13 protein-coding genes are annotated in these 18636 nt (G+C 42.2%); 9 read left to right on the forward strand and 4 right to left on the reverse strand.

The features are described 5' to 3' along the window. Window positions 1-8: 8 nt before the first annotated feature. The gene (locus AC04Q1_RS07435) at window positions 9-2228 is read right to left on the reverse strand and encodes a tetratricopeptide repeat-containing sensor histidine kinase (protein WP_478363283.1); all 2220 of its coding nucleotides are present in this window, start codon (window positions 2226-2228) and stop codon (window positions 9-11) included. A 325-nt stretch (window positions 2229-2553) separates the two neighbouring features. Between AC04Q1_RS07435 and AC04Q1_RS07440 the strand changes: the two genes are divergently transcribed. The 9 genes from AC04Q1_RS07440 (at window position 2554) to AC04Q1_RS07480 (ending at window position 9437) form a co-directional block, all read left to right on the forward strand. Next, window positions 2554-3303 carry a hypothetical protein gene (locus AC04Q1_RS07440; protein ID WP_478363285.1) on the forward strand — a complete coding sequence of 250 codons (750 nt, stop codon included), beginning with the start codon at window positions 2554-2556 and terminating at the stop codon, window positions 3301-3303. A 52-nt stretch (window positions 3304-3355) separates the two neighbouring features. Further along, on the forward strand, window positions 3356-4030 hold the full coding sequence (locus AC04Q1_RS07445) for a hypothetical protein (protein WP_478363287.1): 675 nt from the start codon (window positions 3356-3358) through the stop codon (window positions 4028-4030). Window positions 4031-4078: 48 nt separating this feature from the next. Then, window positions 4079-4825 carry a hypothetical protein gene (locus AC04Q1_RS07450; protein WP_478363289.1) on the forward strand — a complete coding sequence of 249 codons (747 nt, stop codon included), beginning with the start codon at window positions 4079-4081 and terminating at the stop codon, window positions 4823-4825. A 27-nt stretch (window positions 4826-4852) separates the two neighbouring features. Further along, window positions 4853-5326, forward strand: a complete 474-nt coding sequence (locus AC04Q1_RS07455; protein WP_478363291.1) for a hypothetical protein — start codon at window positions 4853-4855, stop codon at window positions 5324-5326. Between the two features lie 11 nt (window positions 5327-5337). Further along, window positions 5338-6276, forward strand: a complete 939-nt coding sequence (locus AC04Q1_RS07460) for an NHL repeat-containing protein (RefSeq protein WP_478363293.1) — start codon at window positions 5338-5340, stop codon at window positions 6274-6276. Between the two features lie 12 nt (window positions 6277-6288). Further along, window positions 6289-6870: a hypothetical protein gene (locus tag AC04Q1_RS07465; protein ID WP_478363295.1), complete on the forward strand. Its 582-nt coding sequence runs from the start codon at window positions 6289-6291 to the stop codon at window positions 6868-6870. A gap of 10 nt (window positions 6871-6880) precedes the next feature. Further along, a complete protein-coding gene (locus AC04Q1_RS07470) occupies window positions 6881-7372 on the forward strand; it encodes a hypothetical protein (protein ID WP_478363297.1) in 492 nt (163 codons plus the stop codon). Between the two features lie 104 nt (window positions 7373-7476). Beyond that, entirely contained in the window at window positions 7477-8196 is a 720-nt protein-coding gene (locus AC04Q1_RS07475) for a LytR/AlgR family response regulator transcription factor (protein ID WP_478363299.1), read from the forward strand. A 101-nt stretch (window positions 8197-8297) separates the two neighbouring features. Beyond that, the gene (locus AC04Q1_RS07480) at window positions 8298-9437 is read left to right on the forward strand and encodes a hypothetical protein (protein ID WP_478363301.1); all 1140 of its coding nucleotides are present in this window, start codon (window positions 8298-8300) and stop codon (window positions 9435-9437) included. A gap of 6 nt (window positions 9438-9443) precedes the next feature. Here AC04Q1_RS07480 and AC04Q1_RS07485 read toward each other — a convergent pair whose 3' ends face one another. From AC04Q1_RS07485 to AC04Q1_RS07495, 3 genes are all read right to left on the reverse strand, one after another. After that, window positions 9444-13550, reverse strand: coding sequence for a hybrid sensor histidine kinase/response regulator transcription factor (locus AC04Q1_RS07485; protein WP_478363303.1), 4107 nt, complete (start codon window positions 13548-13550; stop codon window positions 9444-9446). 188 nt (window positions 13551-13738) lie between these two features. Next, on the reverse strand, window positions 13739-16417 hold the full coding sequence (locus AC04Q1_RS07490) for a DUF4962 domain-containing protein (protein ID WP_478363305.1): 2679 nt from the start codon (window positions 16415-16417) through the stop codon (window positions 13739-13741). Between the two features lie 839 nt (window positions 16418-17256). Next, window positions 17257-18630 (reverse strand): sulfatase family protein, encoded by a 1374-nt coding sequence (locus AC04Q1_RS07495; protein ID WP_478363306.1) that lies wholly within the window; start codon window positions 18628-18630, stop codon window positions 17257-17259. Window positions 18631-18636: the final 6 nt, after the last annotated feature.

Raw genomic sequence — 18636 nt, forward strand, 5'->3', positions numbered from 1 at the left:
TACATTTTTTAGGGCACCTTAAAGTGTTTGGGTAGGCACAGCATCGCAATGGTTCCTTTTCCACCCCACCCCATGTTAATGTCGAAGCGGGCCTTCCCATCTTCATACTGCAAGTTAATCATTTCTATCCTTTCCCGGATAGACTGGATACCAATGGATTTCTCTTTAACGCCTATTTTAGGCTGTGTTTTGTTTTGTGGATGGTAGCCCTTGCCATTGTCACTTACCGTTATACATAGGCCAGTTTTGTTTTGTACCATGGTCACCGCTAAATGTGCATCGGGTTGAGGATCGATAATGAGCCCATGTAAAATTGCATTTTCGATGAGCGGTTGGATGAGCATTGGGGGCAATAGCAATTCTTCGAGCCTGATGTGTTCATCAACCACAAAATTATAGCTAAAAGAATGGCTGTAACGCATGGCTTCCAATTCGGTATACAGTTTAAGGGCCTTCCACTCACGATCAGCAGTTACCAAACTTTTCGTAGAATTTTCCAGGATGAGCCTGCTTAATGTGGCAAATTTCTGGATCAGCCGCGAAGCCATTTTCTTATCGTTATCCATAATATACGATTCGATGGAGTTGAGCACATTGAAGATAAAATGGGGGTTCATTTGCGAACGGATGGCTTTGAGTTCGCTTTCAGAAAGCTGACTCCGGTAGCTCAGCTCTTTGTTACGCTGTTCGGCCTGTTGTTGTTGCAAGGTATTTTTGAACCTCAGTTGACGTATACGGTATTTATTGTACAAAAATAATAAAACGGAACTCAAGCCTAACACAATCAATACTGCATAAAGCCACAGTTGTTTTAACTCTAGCTTATCGAGTTTTTGTTCCTGAGAGAGCTGTTTTACCTTAACCGATTGTAATTTTCCGTTGTTGATAGAAATCAGCAATAGTTTTTCCTTTTCTTCCTTTTGCAGTTTTTCGTTTTGCAGCTGCACTTGCTGCAGGCTCCTTAAACGCAAACTTGCATTAAGTTGCTCTGCATTTAGGGCCAGCTGTAACCGCTGCTGTTTCATCTGCTCATCGGCCAATTCCTGCTGCTGCTGGTAAGTGGCCTCTTTTTTATCAAACTCATATTGTATTCCAAGCCTTGCGATCTCGTCTCGTTTTTTACTGTTATCGATGCTATCTTTAAAAATTGCGTATTTTTTGAAATAAAAAAGCGCGCTATCGGTCAACATCAGTTTCTCGTACAATTGACTCAATCCTTCACTTGCATTTCTTTGTATTTCGGGAATTTTTAAATCCTGTCCTATCTTCAACGAGCCCAATCCGTAAAATTTCGCATGCTCCAGGTCGCCTTTTTTGGCGTAGGCTTCGGCCACATTCTGCATATTAAAACCGATACTTTTGGTATTGCCCAATACCTTATTTAAGGCAATCGCTTTGAGGCCGTAGTTTAGGGCCAGGTCATACTGCCCCATCTGGCTGTAATAAGAGGCCATATTACCTGTTTCACGGGCGTAACTGACTTTATCACCCAACGAATCGGCTAATTTTGCAGATTTTGAAGCATAAAAAATGGCCTTCTGAAAGTTTTTCTGCCGGCTATATACATTTCCGATATTGCCCAGCGAGGGTACAGTTGCGATTTTATTTTTCAATTTCTCCTGTAAGGAAATCGCTTTCTCAAAATGCTCAATAGCCTTCGCATAATCTGCAGTTTCAATATAAACCAATCCGATATTGCTGTATATAGCCGCCTCGTCACGTTTTCTATTCTGATAACTCTGTGGGTCGCTTTCAGGAATCCCCTCCAGGATTTTAGTAGCCTGCTGATAATAGTTCAATGCTTGCGGAAAATTGGATTGATAAATGTAAATGGTAGCTATATTGGAAAGATCACCAGCTATTCCATAAGCATTTCCCGTTGCCCTGTCATTGATCAAAGCTGTATTTAAAGCACTTATCGCCTCAGGAAAACGCGCAAGGATATTCAAAATAGCGCCTTTTACCCTGTAGCAACTTGCTACAATACCTTTGTCTTTAATGTTATTCTCAAAGGAAAGCACCTGATCAATATAAACTAAGCTCTTGCTGGGATTTGAGTTGATAAAATTAGCGGCAAGAAAAAATAGGTCGCGGGCCTTCCTATCGTCGCTTACCAAATTACCAGCTACCGCCCTTTCCAAAGAGTCTATTTTAGCCGGTTGCGCCGCCACCTTTTCCTGCAATAACAAGAGTAATAGGATAAAAACAAAGCAGATGGGATTTTTCATTTTGTATTTGTTGCACTAGCTTTTCAAAAATAAAATATAGGCAGGCTGCTATTTCTATCCTTCGCTAATTCAAACTGGTATTTCGCTCATTGAAACCGGGTGTTATTGTCCAACCCGCTAAAAACCTCGCTTATTACGGGGTTTTCAAGGCATACAAAACATGCATATTCCCTTAAATGAAGGTTCTGCGGCTTCACTCATTGTAAAAACAGGTTCACTCATTGAGGCATGGCTTTCAATCATTGTCAAAAAATCTTGTTCTGGTGGCAACTAAACTTGTATCAGCAAAAGGAAATAAACATTGTATCAACCTAAAAATATAACCATGAAAAATTTAACCATCGCGATAGCTTGTTGCATTATACTCGCCATCGCCTGCAAAAAAAATAATGATGAAGCTCAGGAAGTAATCAAAGGCGACCTGAAAGAAAGCATTGAAACCGTAAACGGCATTACCTATAAAATTTTCACGGGCAATGATGCTACAACCTTTAAGGGCATTTTGGTAATGGGTAGTGGCAACGATGAAAACAATCCAACTGAAGGTAGCTTAGATGGAGCGGCAGAAACGGCCATCTGCGAAAAAGCAGCTGCTAACGGTTACGTCGCAGCCATCGTGAAATACCGCAAAACGCCCGGCAATGCCAATTCTGATACCTGGAATACCAGCGCAAAAATGATTGGCGAAGATTACGACAAATGTATTGTGGCCATATCCGGCAAATACAATATCAGCAAAACAAAGGCTGTGGTTGGTGGCTATTCCTTCGCCTCTTATATGCTCTTCAGCGATATTTCAGCAAATAGTACACTCAGTTATTGTAAAGGCGTATTGGCCGCGTGTGGTGGAAGTGGTGCATGGAATGCACAGAATTTTAAGATCCCGGTTTTCGCCATCAATTGCAGCGGCAATAATGAAGGAGAATATTACGGAAAAAGCCTTTACGATCAGATACCGGCAAACTCGCCAATCAAAGCCAAAAGCGAAGGCATCACGGATAATGGCTGCAGCACGCATTGTGGTGGCGACTGGACGGATAAAATGTACACCAAGATGGTTGCCTGGCTCAATTAAAATATAACTGCATCCGAATCAATATCAAGTAATCCATCTTCAATCTGATCTTATGAAAAACTTAAGTTATCTCATCGCCGCAGTGCTTATGCTCACCTTTAGTGCTTGCAAAAAGGAAAAAACCCAAAAGGAGGAAACCCAAACAGCTATAGATATTAAACAGTATTTTATTTCGGGCACCTACCTCAGAACTATAGGAAACAAAAGCTTCGAACATCCTTATGTGGTTACTTTCGAGGAAAACGGTCAGGCCATAATTTACGATTGGGGTGCCGTGAACTACATCACCGTGGGGTATACTTTCGAAAATAACAAAATCACTGTTAATTATGGGGGTGCCAGCAATTGGGTTTTTACCATTGCGGACGAAAATATTAGCAAAGCTGAAGGCCTGCAAAGTTATTATCTGAGCAGCAACCTCTATAAAATACCTGGCAGCAATCAGTTTACCGGCAATTGGTACAGCGGCATGATGCTGAGCCGGGAAAACAGTTCGTCGATGTTTTTTGCCTATAAGTTTACCGATACGCAATATCAGGAAACGGTACACCTTACTCCAGCTACATATACCTACACCACTATTAAAAATGTAATGGCCATTGCGAAAGAAAATGGTATCGCCAGGTACTTTTTAGCCCTCAACGGCAAACTGATGGTAAGCAGGTACAATTTCGGTGTAGACCCGCCCGCAAACTTTTTCTTTGCGGCATTGACTAAAGATCAATAGTTAAACCGCTCACAATAAACACGATTTAATCAAATTAATTTAAAAACCATGAAAACATTAAAACTTATGCTAAGCGTCTTAATGCTGATGGCCACATTAGCCGCATGCAAAAAAGACAGCAATGATCCTAACGATCCAGACAACCCTGAAAACGTGCAAAAGATAAGCAAAGCAGATTTACTGCCCTATTACATTGTTGCAGAACGTAAAACGGGAGACCAAAAACTCGCTATTATGACTTTTACCCAAGATGGCGATGGACTGAAAGTAAACCTGCATCGCCAGGGTTATCTCAGAACGCTAACCGCGGATGTGACCGACAATGCCCTCACTTTCGATTTAGATGGAACTGGCACCTATACTTACCGTTTTGTTTTGGAAAAAAGTACATCCGGACAGCTTACGGTAAAATCTTACCAGTATTCCGATAAAACGAATGCGGCTCAGGGGTTTGAATTCGCGGTATTAGCCAATACCACTACTGCTCAAAATTTTGAAAATGCTGATTTCAAAACGGGAAATCTTCTTTTCAGATTTACAGGAGCTAAAAACATCGATTGGGACATCAAGGAAAGACAGATCGGTACAAAATATTATCCACCTCCAATTAACCAAACCTTACCGATCATGGCAGTTGCTCCGGAGGTTTCTGTTCCCTATTACGCTTTGGCCACTGGCAGTTTTAAAGCCAATAGCGATTTCATCGGTGCCATGGTGCCCAGCTGGAAAAATGTAAATACACCCATTCTGGTTGTAGAGCGTAATAACGTTACCTACCAAGCCAATAAACAATAATTCATCCACCTTAAAAACTAAAGAAAAATGAAAAACTTAAAAAAAATTGTGAAAATGCTTATCGTATTGAGTGTTTTCTTCAGCCTTTCATCATGCAAAAAAGACAAAGATGATGACGGAGGATCAGGAGCCGTAGCTGGTAAATTCGATTACCAAAACAGTAGCAACAACATCAACTCCGGCGATTATAGAGGCGGAAACGGCGATGGCGCATGGCTTTATTTCCTTACCCCTGAATTTAACTCGGTACAGATCCGTTTCAAAAACCTGGGAAATTATGTCATTCCGATCGGCTCATTCACCTATAAAAACGGGGCGCCTTACAATACGGCAACCAATTTTGCCGGAGGTGCGGTAACCATAAATAATGTAACCGATGAGATTAATGGTGGCACGGTTGCCATTGCCAAGGATGGAGACAGCTATTCCATCACAATCAATGCGACAACAGCAAAAGGCCCCTTAAAAGGTAATTATACAGGTGTTTTGAAAAAAATCTAATCAAATCGATCATGAAAAACCCAAAAGCGTTCGCTCTCTTTTTGTTCCTGTTGTTAGCAACAGGAGCAATTATCTCTTGCAAAAAGAAGGATAAAAACGAACCCACCGATAGCTGTGGCATACCCGAACTAAAATTGATCTCTTCTGTGGATGTGGCCAATCCATGTGGCCTGGCGGTATCCTCCAGTGGAAAAGTAGCCACTACAGAATATAAACAACCCTATGGTTCTACCGGAATCACAAAAATCTGGAATAGTTATAGTGATCTGCTGACCAAAAAAGCACCTGCCCAGACTTTTCAAAGTGTAGGTGCCGAAGTCATCGCTTTCGACAATAATGAAAACCTCTACATCACCGAAACCGAACAAAATGCAAGGATTGTCATTTATAAAAAGAATACGGTTAACGGCGTAAGTACCTATCAGTATTTACGGGCCATCCAGGAGGGGTTTATCAATCCTCGGGGCATTGCTTTCGATAGCAAAAACCGCTTATATCTCGCCGATGATGGCAAAGATAGGTTACTCCGTTTTAATGATCCTTTAAACAGCAGTACATTCAGTGTTGTAGCAGCTGTATTCGGAAATCCAAAGGGATTGGCCATTGCCAACGACACCCTGTATCTTACAGGTTACAGTACCGACCGCCTTTATAAATGTGGATTAACGGCAGCAGGTGGCCTGGGTAAAACTGTGATTGTAAGTTTACCAAAACTGGTTGATGTGGCGGCTTACGGAAATATTGTCGCAGCGGCTTCACCAGGCAATAAACAGATCACCTTATTAAACAGCAACCAGATTCAGGCCTCTGAAGTCAATTATACCGGCTGTACCAAAACACTCACAGGCACGGGTGATATCTATGGCCTGGCCTTTGTAAAAACGGATACGGGTTACGGTCTCTTAGCCGCACATTATAACCAGAACAAAATATTTTTCTATCAACCCTAACCCTACATAACCATGAAAAAGATCTTCACCATTATTTTATGTGCTGTTGCCCTAAATATCAGCGCACAGACCAAAAAAACACCGGCAAAAAAACCAGCCACAAAAACGGTTACCAAAACAACCGTAAAACCCACGCCGGTAACCAAGGCCGGCACCAAAGCTGCTGGTTCTAACTCCTCCGAAAACTACAGCACCGCTATTGGGGTAAAATTCCTATATGGCATATCGCTTACCGCAAAACATTTCTTAAAGGAAAAACATGCACTAGAAGGCATATTTACCTACAGGGGTTTTAATGGTTTGGGTACCCAGATTGGTGTGAGCGTGGCCTACGAATACCATTTACCCATTAATGGGGTTCAAAACCTTAAATGGTATGTTGGCGGCGGCGGACATTTCGAATATTTTTCTTTCGATGACGATCTGGTTGATCCTACCACTACGGTTGGCGCCTTAGGTGTTTTAGGACTCGAATATAAATTTAAAGGCATTCCCATCGCCATTAGTGCCGATTGGCAACCGGTGTTCACTTTTAACAGTGGTGGAGGCTTCAGTGCCGAAAATGGTGGAATTGGTGTAAAATATACATTCTAAAATACAGGTTATGAAAAAGATGTTCATCATTGCTTTTTTAAGCTTGGCATACCTCGGTAGCAAGGCACAGATCCGCTCGCAGGTACCTTTAAAAATACAGATCGCGACCAGTGAGAGCGATACAGAAAAAATTAAGATCTCCTTTCCCCAGCCACCTACCCTACACGATGACGGTGGTTGGGAAAAAGGACCCAGTAACTGGCTGGCTGCTACAAAACATCCGGTTACTTATCGGAGCGGGTTATTATTCTTAGACCGTAAAACGAATGGCCTCATCAAATATTTTATGGTTGAGCTTCGGTTTGCAAAAGCGGGAACAATAGATTTAACCGCAAATAGTATGGCTACAAGTCGTCCGGGAAAAAACATCTGGAAAACCATATTTGGTAAAGAAAATGAAGTCATAAAGCAAACCATCATGTGTACCGAAAGCGATTTTGGTAACGAAATGTATCTTTTCCTGAAAAATTTCAGGCCCTACAAGCGAAGTCAGGTAAACTGAGCGATGGATAACGCCATCTCCTCCGTTCAGTTTAACGAAAATCTCCATATAAGTTTTGGCTAAGCGGATTTAAAACCCGATTTTTATCATTAACACATTCCCCTATGTTAAAGGCAGTTATTTTAGACGATGAAACCCGAGGAAGTAAATTACTTTCGCAAAAACTTCTTTCTTTCGAAGACGAACTTCAGGTGGTGGGCATTTTTAATGAGCCTGCCAAGGCTCTAAGTGCCATTATCGCACTCGATCCCGATGTGCTGTTTCTCGACGTAGAAATGCCGGGCATAAACGGCTTCCAGTTTCTGGAGCGTTTGGGAAGTTTTAGCTTCGAAGTAATCTTTACCACCGCCTACGACAGTTATACACTGGAAGCCTTGCGTTTAAGCGCCGTAGATTACCTGATGAAACCGGTGGATGAAGACGATCTGAAAACCGCAATCACCCGCTTACGTAAACGGGTAGCCGGGAAAGTAAAGCAACGGAGCCAGAAATCAGAGGTCTTAAATGCGCGCCTCGCACTTCCTACCGCCGAAGGTGTTTACATTATCGATAAAACAACTATTATCAGGGTAGAAGCCATGAGTAATTATAGCGTTTTCTTGCTTACGGATAATAAAAAAATCATCGTTTCCAAAACCCTAAAAGAATATGAAGCGCAATTGAACGATGATTTTTTTATGCGCATTAACCGTTCGGTAATTGTAAACCTGAGTTATGTGGTAAAATACCGCAAGGGTGATGGCGGCACTTTAGAGCTTAGTGATGGAGCCGAAGTGGAGGTTTCGCCGCAGCGTAAGGAAACATTAATGCAGAAGTTGTTCTAGAATCTGACCAAAACAATCACACTTAACATAAATTTAATGTCCTTTATTATCCAGGTCAGTAAACCGCGACTTAAATTTGAAAGCTGATACCAAGCCGCCAGATGAAAAAAATAATTTTATCCCTCCTCATCCTAACTGCATTCATCCAGAGATCAAAATCTCAAAACATTAGCTTACCCGATTCGGTATATTCAGGGAAACAAGGTGGCTTGCATGTGCAGGGCGTGGTGGTGGATCATGCAAAAGGCTATGTATATTTTTCTTTTACCGATAGGCTGATCAAAACCGATCTTTCCGGCAAACTGATCGGTAGTGTAACCGGTTTTGTCGGACATCTGGGTGATCTCGATTTTGCCGATGACGGAAAAATATACGGTTCGTTAGAATATAAAAATGACGCGATTGGCAAGGGTATACAAAAAGAGTTAGGAACCCAAACCGTTAATGAGGATGGATTTTATGTTGCCATATTCGATGCGTTGCGTGTAGTACGACCAAATATGGATGCAGAAAAAGAAAATCTGCTACACACTGTGTATATCAAAGAAGCTGTGAATGATTATACGGCAAAAGTCAAAACAGTCGATAAAGAAACACCACATCGATTTGCCTGCTCGGGTATTGACGGCCTTGCTTTTGCACCTGCGATAGGAAGCACAGACACAGCTAAAAAATTCCTGTATGTAGCCTATGGCATTTATGGCGATACGGCAAGAACCGATAACGACCATCAGGTAATTTTGCAGTATGATGTAACCGATTGGGGGAAATATGCACAACCGCTCTCACAGGAAAACCTGCATCACTCCGGCCCTGAAAAACCACTCGCAAAATATTTTGTAAAAACAGGCAATACCCGTTATGGCATCCAAAATCTGGCTTATGATTCCTATACGGGGAATTTGTTCGCAGCGGTATACCGCGGAACCAAAACGCAGTTCCCGAATTACGATTTATTTGTGATTGATGGCAAAAAGAATCCTGTGGAAGACCACATATCGTCGGATGGGAAGAAGATAAAGGTTAAAACACTTTCTTTATTGGAAGCAGGGCTTAAAGATACCAGATCGGGCATTAACGGATGGTTTTTCCAATGGGGCGCCACTGGCCTTTGCCCTTTGGGTGATGGATTGTTTTATATCTCGCACCAGGAAAAAGCAAAGGATGGGCAGCAAGAAAGTACTATATATAAATATAAATGGACAGGAGACAATCGAAATCCGTTTGAGCTTGTGAAATAGAACAATCTACTTTTTCATCTCATCTTCCCTGTTCAGGTATTCACTCGGCATACAGCCATAATACTGTTTAAATGCGGTAGAAAAATAAGATGGCGAATTAAACCCACACATGTAGGTAATCTGTGCGATGGTATAGCGTTTACTCTGCATCAGTTCCACTGCTTTACTAAACCGGATTCTCTTGATAAAATCGGTGGCCGATTCGCCGGTTATGGCCTTAAATTTTAGATAAAGGTTCGATCGGCTCATCCCTATCTCCCTGCTAAATTTGTCTATAGAGAATTCGGAATCTGCCAGATGTTCCTCAACAATAGCGATCGCCTGTTTTAAAAATTCTTCGTCGAGTGTATTAAAAGCAATATTTTCCGGTACCATTTCTTTTCTGGTTGAATAATATTCTTTTAAACGTTTGCGCGAGCGCAGCAAGTTGGCTACTTTAGCCGCCAGTAAACTGGTAGAAAATGGTTTGGTTACATAATCGTCGGCACCCATTTCCAGTCCTCTTATCTGCTGGCTGGTTTCGTTCCGGGCGGTTAACAAGAGTACAGGAATATGTGAGGTATTGATATTCTGCTTCACGCGTTTGCAAAAATGAAGCCCATCAAGTTCGGGCATCATCACATCACTGATAATGATGTCGTATTGTTGCACTTCGAGCATATCTAAAGCCATTTGCCCGTTCATCGCTACCGCTACCTGATATAATTTACCAAAATATTCTTGCAGATAGGATAAAATTTCTTCATTATCATCTACAATCAAAAGTTTGGTAGCCAGCATATTTCCTTCCAAATCATCTGTTAGAGGTACCTCATCCTGCCAGGTAGAAACCTCTTCTACAGTTGCGGCATGATCCGGTACAATAGACAACTCATACATCTTATTTTCAATACCGAAATCGTTGCGGTAAACCTCGTCCGAAACAGGTATGGTAACCGTAAACACACTACCCTGCCCTTTTGCACTTTGTGCGGTAATATGACCATGATGTAGTTCTACCAATCTTTTAGTAAAGGCTAAACCAACACCAGAACCCAGGTTCATTTCGCGGTTATTTACCTGATAAAACCGATCGAATACCTTAGATAAATCCTGTTCTCCTATACCTACGCCCGTATCGCCTACCTTGATCAGGATGTTATCATTTTCCTTAATCAGTTCGATACTTATTTTGTGGGTCGATTCGGTATACTTAAACGCATTAGACAGTAAGTTGAACAAAATCTTCTCCATTGCATCTTTATCAAAATAAAAAGAGAGTTTTGCTTCTGTTGAATGGAAGGTATAACTTATGTTATTCTTCTCGGAAAGTGGCCTGAACGACTCGTAAACCTCGTGTACAAAACTTACGATATCGCTTTTATCTACCTTAAGCTGTCGGGTTCCCATTTCGGTTTTCCTGAACTCAAAAAGCTGATCTACCAGATTGTACAGTCTTTTGGCATTGATCAGCATCAGCTCGTATTTCTTTTTCACGATCTTGTCAATCTGGGGCAATCTCAAAAGTTCTTCCAGGGGTGCCAGAATTAAGGTTAACGGCGTTCTTAATTCGTGCGATACATTAGTAAAAAAATCCATTTTCACCTGATTGATATCCCGTACCCGTTCTTTTTCAATCCTTTCGAGTTTGAGCTGCTGCAGGGCCTTAATCCGTTCAGCTATAATCTTATAGGCTAAATACGAAGCCGAAATCAATATTACAGATAGCAACAAATAAAACCATAAAGCCCTATACCAGGGCGGCAGCATAGAAATTTTCAACTCCCGAACCGGGCTCACTTCTCCATTAGGGCCAACCGCTTTAATCATAAAGGTGTATTTCCCCGGAGGCAGATTATTATAACTCACTTTGATATCGCTGGTTTTCAGCCAATCATTATCAATGCCCGCCAACTTGTAATAATACTGGGTACGGTTTGCAGAAATGTAGTTAAAAGTATTAAAAAGGATGCTGAACTGTTTAAACTCGGGGCCAAGCTCCAGTTTCGCGGCCTGATCGATATGCCCTTGCAAAATAGCTGTTCCATCGCCCACAGCAACCGTTTTATTAAAAACTTCCAAACCGGTAAAAGTTAGATTTAAGCGCAGCGGTTGCTGGTTAACCATTGATGGATAGAAGTATGATATCCCCTTTATCCCGCCAAAAAGAAGCATCCCATCTTTGGCCTTGTAAAACGAATATTCGTTAAACTGATTGTTCTGCAAGCCATCGCTTTCGTCAAAGGTTTGTACCAACCCTTTATCGGAATTGAATTTAACCAGTCCGCTGTTCGTCGAAATCCATAAATTGCCATCGTCATCGGGCTGGATCCCATAAATGGTTCCCCTTACAAAGTCTTTCCGGGTTTTAAAGCTGACAAAAGACTGTTGTGTTTCGTCGTACAAACTCAGTCCTTCGCGGGTACCCATCCATATCCGGTGTTGTTTATCTTCGGTGATACAGTTTACGATATCTTCGCTCATTTTCCCGTTTACCGTGGTTCCAAAAAGCATGTTATCCGGATAAAATAGCGTTACCCCGTTAGTGGTACCAATCCATATGCGGTGCTGACTATCCTCAAAAAGGAAAGTAATATCATCAGAAGTAAGGCGTTTACCTGCTTTATCGAGGTGGATATGGGAAAAAGACTGTGTTTCGGGATGGAATTGATCTAGCCCTGAACGTGTACCGATCCATATCCGCCCCTTATGATCTTTTAGGATGCTGTACACCAGGTCTCCTGCAATGCTATTCGGGTTATTCTCATCATGCCGATATCGTTTAACCGAACCTGTACCGGGATTGAGTGCGTTAAGTCCACCGTTGTGCGTGCCGATCAACACGTTTCCACGCCCGTCAAACGCGATAGCCTTTACGTTGTTTGAGCTTAAACTGTTTGCATTATTTTCCTGATTAGAAAAGTAGCTAACCGTATTGGTATTCCTGTTCCAGTAGTTGAGTCCCTTATCATTTGTACCGATCCAGAAATTTCCTTTCTCATCCTGTTTAATTACCCCGATTACCTCATCATTCAAGGAAGTTTTACCTGTATTCTGACTGAGCAGATTAAATTTAATATCGTTCTTATGGTAATAATTTACGCCACCATAGTAAGTGCCCAGCCACATTGCTTTTTGCTTATCCTGGTAAATGCACCGGACCGAATTCTGACTGATGGTATAGGGTTGAGAAACCTGGTGGAAATAATTATCGAATGTGAGGGTACTTAAATTGAATACCGAAAGCCCCCTGAACGTACCCAGCCACATGTTCCCCTCTATATCTTTCCCTATACACCTTACATTATTGTCTGCTATGCTGTTTTTACCTGCCTGATGGGTAAAAAAAGTAGTTTTGCCGCTTAGCGTTTCGTATTTGATCAATCCGTTGCCTTCAGTTGCTACCCAAAGATTTTCCGCATCAATATACACCTCATTTACCGCTGGCTTATCTACCCCCAGGTTTATTTTGTTTAAAGTATGGCTTTGCCCGGCGAACTTAAAAAGACCAACTTCGGTACCAATAAGTATATCCTGATTTGAAGCGCTGATATACGAAATCTTTTTTATACCATGTTCGAGGGCATTAAAATTAACCTCTTTAAACTGGCTTGTACCCACAGCCAACTTAAATACACCGCCCGAAATGGTAGTTGCCCAAATGTTGTGCCTTACATCTTCAGTGATGGAGGATACATACCATTCGCCTAAACTGCGCGGCAGTTTATAGTTCACAAAATTGTCGGAAGCATAATTATAGCGGCTAATGCCCTGGTTTCCACCTACCCACATGGTTCCTTTATGATCGACAAACAGGCTGCGGATATAATGCGATTGCAGGCCGTTTTTATCCCCCTCAACCAGGCGGTATACCCTAAAGCCCTTACTGTCGTAACGGTTTAAGCCATCTTGTGTGGCCATCCAGATAAAACCGAGGCTATCTTGTTTGATGGCAAAAACCGTACTTTGCGATAATCCCTTATCAACCGAAATATTGCGAAAATAACGCTCCTGTAACTGTGCGTTTGCGTTTAATCCGGTAAGAACCAGGCATATACACAGCAAAAAAACAGTTAACCAGTGGTGAGCAGCATTGGTTAAATCCGATATTTTAAAGGTTGTTCTTCGACACATGTTTTTCAAATTTACTAATTCCAATCCAATGATCGTCTCCGTTTGTAACATGGTCATTCCTATTAAACAACGAGCACGCACGGGAGTGGCGATTTAACCGCCACTAAAAAACAATGTTTAGGCAAGGAAACCACATTGAAAATGTGGATCTCAATAATCCTCGTTACAAACGAGGACGATGTAACCTGTTATTCTTTATCGTACAGCGCTACATCAGGCAGTTTATCTACAACTTCCTGTTTGCTCAATTTTGCCCCATTCATTTCTAATAATATTGAGCTGCCCATTACAGCCGGTTTATATACTTTGCCATTAAAGCTGACCGGTAAATCACCATAATTAAATAAAGATCCCGCCTGTTTACCCGATACCTGTAATGAAGCCTTTTTATGGCCATCCAACTGTGCCTGTATATCCCAATCGCCTACCTTTAAATGGTAAAGCCCCTTTGTGGCCGATACCGTTTTAATCACCGCTGTTTTTCCGTCCTTAATCTGTATAAGGGTTAGAAACCTGAATTTTTGTGCGGGTAACGAGGTAATGCCAGCATGCCATTGGTCTACAAAATCTTTTATCTTTCCCTCGTCGTTGGTTACCTTATTCCAGTTTTCCGCAGCTTCGTAAAATTTGTTGTGCACGTTCAGGTTTATGGCACTGTTGGCAAATACACTGCCATTCACACTGCCCAAATCGGTTTTTAATGCAAAATCCTGTCGATTCGGGTTATTGCTTTGTTGTGCTTCGAGCGTATAATACGGCGCATGGAATTGGGTAGTCCATTTTACAGGCTTGCTCGCCTCCAATTCATCATACAGCACCACATATCCACCAGCTAACTGCAGCATGTGCCTGCGGTAAAGGGTTACGCCACTTTCGCCATAACCATTCTCTTTACCCGGTTTTACATTGATCTGTTTAAATCTGTCCAACCAAAAATCACTTTTAATTTCGCCATAAGCATTGCTGGCATCACCCAGCGCATATTGAATATGCTTACCGGAAATTGCTCTTGCAATCCAGCCATAACCTTCTTCGCCAATTTTCTGGTTTAAACTGTCAGCCAATATGGTGTTATAGGCCTTAGAGCTACGGTAATATAACAGGTTGTGCTTATCGCTAAAGTTGCTGTAATAACCTGATCCGCCAAACAGTACCTTACCTTTATAATTGATGGTAAATGCATTCTGCGAAGCATGCCCGTGACCTGAAGAACCAAAGGGACTGCTAAACAGATAACTGCTCAGGCTTTTATCGGCATTGGCCAGGTCTTCGTGCATGGCTACCACGCCCACATCGGCAAAATTACGGCTTTTGGGAAGCTGATCAGGTGATGCGGCAGGAAGTTTTCGATCTGGTTTATAATTTAACAAGCGAAACAACAGATAATCGTCGGTGCCATGAAAATAATCAGGATGATCCTTTTTTATTCCGTTTACATACCAATTCAGGTAGGGATCGTTCATCCTATAGGTAAGTGCGTCGGCAAACCAGGCCTCCCCTTTTACGATATAAGGGATGTTTTCCCACATATCCCCAATCGCTGTAGATGCCGAACCGTTTGGATGCGTATAAAGCATGTAGTATGGGAGGTTCTGCATCCATGGCAGCTTAAAATAATCGACCCCGCTAAAATCGCCAAACATCTGTGAAAGGTAAATGATCGATTTAAAATTTACCCTGAAGTAGCCATTGCCTTCGTGCCAGCCACCATCTGTTGTACCCAAAACCGGAAAACGTGCCGACCATACCTCGTACATATAGGTTAACCACTCTTTTGCTTCGGGCACTTCGTTAATGACCGAAACGGTTGCAATGGCCAGGTTGCGCAAGGTAATCTGCCAAACGTGGTTGTCGCTTACATGCAGTTCGAAACGGTTGGGCAAATGATCATAAACTCTTTTGGCCCTGATGGTAATGATGTTTTTAAACAGTTGCTTTTCTTCGGTATTTAATACGTCATAACCCGCATCGTAAAACCATCCCAGGGCTTCCAGTACCGCTCCACTGGTAAAATCATCGCCGGTGGCCAAACCGTTAGGATCCATTCTGGCTAAGTTTAATGCCCTGCGTTTGGCATCCAGAATAAAACGTTTATCTTTTGTAAGCTGATAAGCAATGCAAAGGTTCCGTACAGGAGTACCCACTGCATCGCCAAAACCATGGTACATACGTTCGATGATAATCTTCTTCTCCCTGTCGTTTTTGCCAGTGGTATCAATTATCCTTTGCGGTTTTTCGGTCGGCAAAGGTTCCTTCATCAGTTTTTCTGCAAAAACAATAAACTTTTTAGCTTCAGGATTCTGTAGGTTGTTGCGGTAAAAATCTTCCCCGTTCCGGTTCATGCCCCATAATAGTGGGTGTGCACCTTCGTTTCGCTTTAAAACTTCCGTTATTGCGGGTGATACCTTTTCGTTTGCATATTTTGCATCGATTACAAAATTGTAAACCGGCGACCAGGCCCATTTACCTGTACCCTTTAGTGCGTACGCATATTTCCAATACCACTTACCGGGCTTTAAAGCTTTATGAAGTGGATAAACCGCCCAACGCTGCTCGGCACTTTCCGTTAAATTGTTTTTAAAATTCTGATCGCTGGCCAATACGACCTTATAGCGCACGTTGCCAATATTCGGATCCTCGGGCACTTCACTTCCGCTCTCCATAGGCTTAACCATATTTTTACCATTGGTGCCAGGCCAGAGCAAAGCCGGGGCATTGGTGGGTACAGTTATGCCATTGGCCGGATATGGCCATTCGCGTACCCTCGAATGCAGTTTTTCTGCAGTTAATTTAATCACGCCCGGCTGTTCCTGGGCGAAGATATGTAGTGAGAGTAGTGATAGGCTTAGGATGATTATGTTTTTCATCAGTTATGGTGCTGAATTTAATATTTTGTTTCTTTATTGGTTAGTCCTCATGAGTAATTGTGGCATCAGTTTAATATATTATTCTTCTTTATTTGGGCGTGCCCCTGTGGGTCGGGCTATTCGCTACAAGTCCTCGCTGCGCTGTGGGCTTTTCGCTGCTATCCCTGCCCGACTACGGCCTTCCCATCCAATCCGCTACGGGCGGGCAGGCGGGCCTCACGCAAACCCATCTCTTACTTCAAACGGCTCAACTTCAAATAGCAGCGCTTTGTAAAATCTGCAGGTTAGCCTAAAGCTTAACTGATTTACCAGCATAAGCTAAAAAATACAAATGTTTAAAACAATTCAATTTCGATGAACTTGTAATTAATTGCTAAAAGCATACATATTTTTGTTGTAAGTTTCCAGTACAATAATCTACTAATGCTTTATCAAGCTTTACTGGCCAATTGCCCTACATACAGCATCAATTGTTGAACTTATACGACGATATGTTTTGTTTGTAGCTTCGTATGTTTCATATTCTATAACCATTGTTACCGCTACACCTCCTTATGTTTACCTTCCAGCTGCTTATGTTTTGCTTCCATTGCCCTTTGCTAAGTGTATAGAAGGCTATGTTTGCCTTACAGTGACAATTGGTCAGTATACAGATGGCTATGTTTCTATGCAACTGTCGATTGGTCAGCATACAGTCCCGTATGCTTCAGTGTCACGAGCCTTTGCTTTGCTTACACCTATCTATGATTGCGTGCCTTCAATCTATAGCCTGATGAATAAGCGAAAGGTTTCTTACCTCATCCATCTTTTCAAAAAAAACCAAAGAATGTGTTCGAAATCTACAAACCTGCCGTAAATTGATCACCATTTGTCTTGCACCACTGTTTTAAATAAGCACGCATGACAATCAGTTTCTTTTTGTAAGCCACATTTACCGCAAGATTGTTCATCTCGCCAGGGTCTTTACTTAAATCGAACAATTGTTCTTTGATTTCACCCTTGTTGTACACGATGTACTTAAAATCTTTGGTTATGACCGCACGTCCACTAATGCCTAAAAGTTCTTCATTGTCTGCAAAATCGGTTTCGATTACCAAAGTATCGCGTAAGTTTTTACCCGGATCGGTTAATCTTTTACTGATATCAATCCCTTTTAAGTAACGCGGTTTTTGTACGCCGGTCAATCCACAAATGGTGGGGATCATATCGGTGCCGTTACACACCAACATATCGTCGGTAAGGCCCTTCCACTCCCCGACTTTTGAAATGATAAAGGGCACTTTAGCGGCTTCTTCATATAAAATCTGTTTCTGGTTCCAGCTGTGGCCGGCATAACCATCACCATGGTCGGCGGTAAAAATGATGATCGTGTTTTTTTCTACGCCATATTTTTTTAACGATCCCATTACCATTTCGATGTATTGATCTACTTTTTCTACCAGGCGGTTATAGGCCCAGCGGTACTGGCGCCATTGACCGGCATTCCAGTTTAGGCTTGGATAAGTACGGGCACTTACCTTTTGTTGCTCGCGCACAATTTTCGGCTCGTTGGCCGGAATCTTCCAGTTTGCGGGCAAAGGTGGGCATTGATCTGCCGCTGGTGCATCTTCCAGTACATCCATTTTCAACGCTTCGCCCCTGGCCCATTCGCATATATCGTGCGGGTTTAAAAATGATGCCACCAATAAAAAGGGTTTGTCTTTGTTTTCTTTAATAAACCTGGCACAGTATGATGGTGTAGCACCATCATTATAATCTAAAAAATTAGTGTTTTGAATATATTCAAAACCATGTTGTTCTACTTTAGCGGTAGGAACAGGTAAATGCCATTTACCCACATAACCCGTTTGATAACCTCCGTTCTGAAAAATTTTACCCATCATGAGTAAACTATCAGGCCATTGCCCGTCTTTTTCTGCGGCATTGCCCACAAAACCCGTTTCGAAGGGCATTTTCCCACTAAAAATAGCGGTGCGCGAGGGGGTGCATAAGGGCTGGGCGCAATAGGCTTTGGTAAAACGGACTCCATTTTTGGCCAGTTTATCCATTGCAGGGGTATGCAGGTATTTGTTGCCTGCACTACTCATCGCCTCTGCCGTCTGCTGATCGGTCATGATGATCAATATATTGGGTTGATCAGGCTTTTGCGCAAAACTGACCAAACACTTGGCATTGAACACCACGAGGCATAAATAGAGATATATTTTTCTCATCAATTG

It is taken from the genome of Pedobacter humicola (assembly GCF_056490705.1).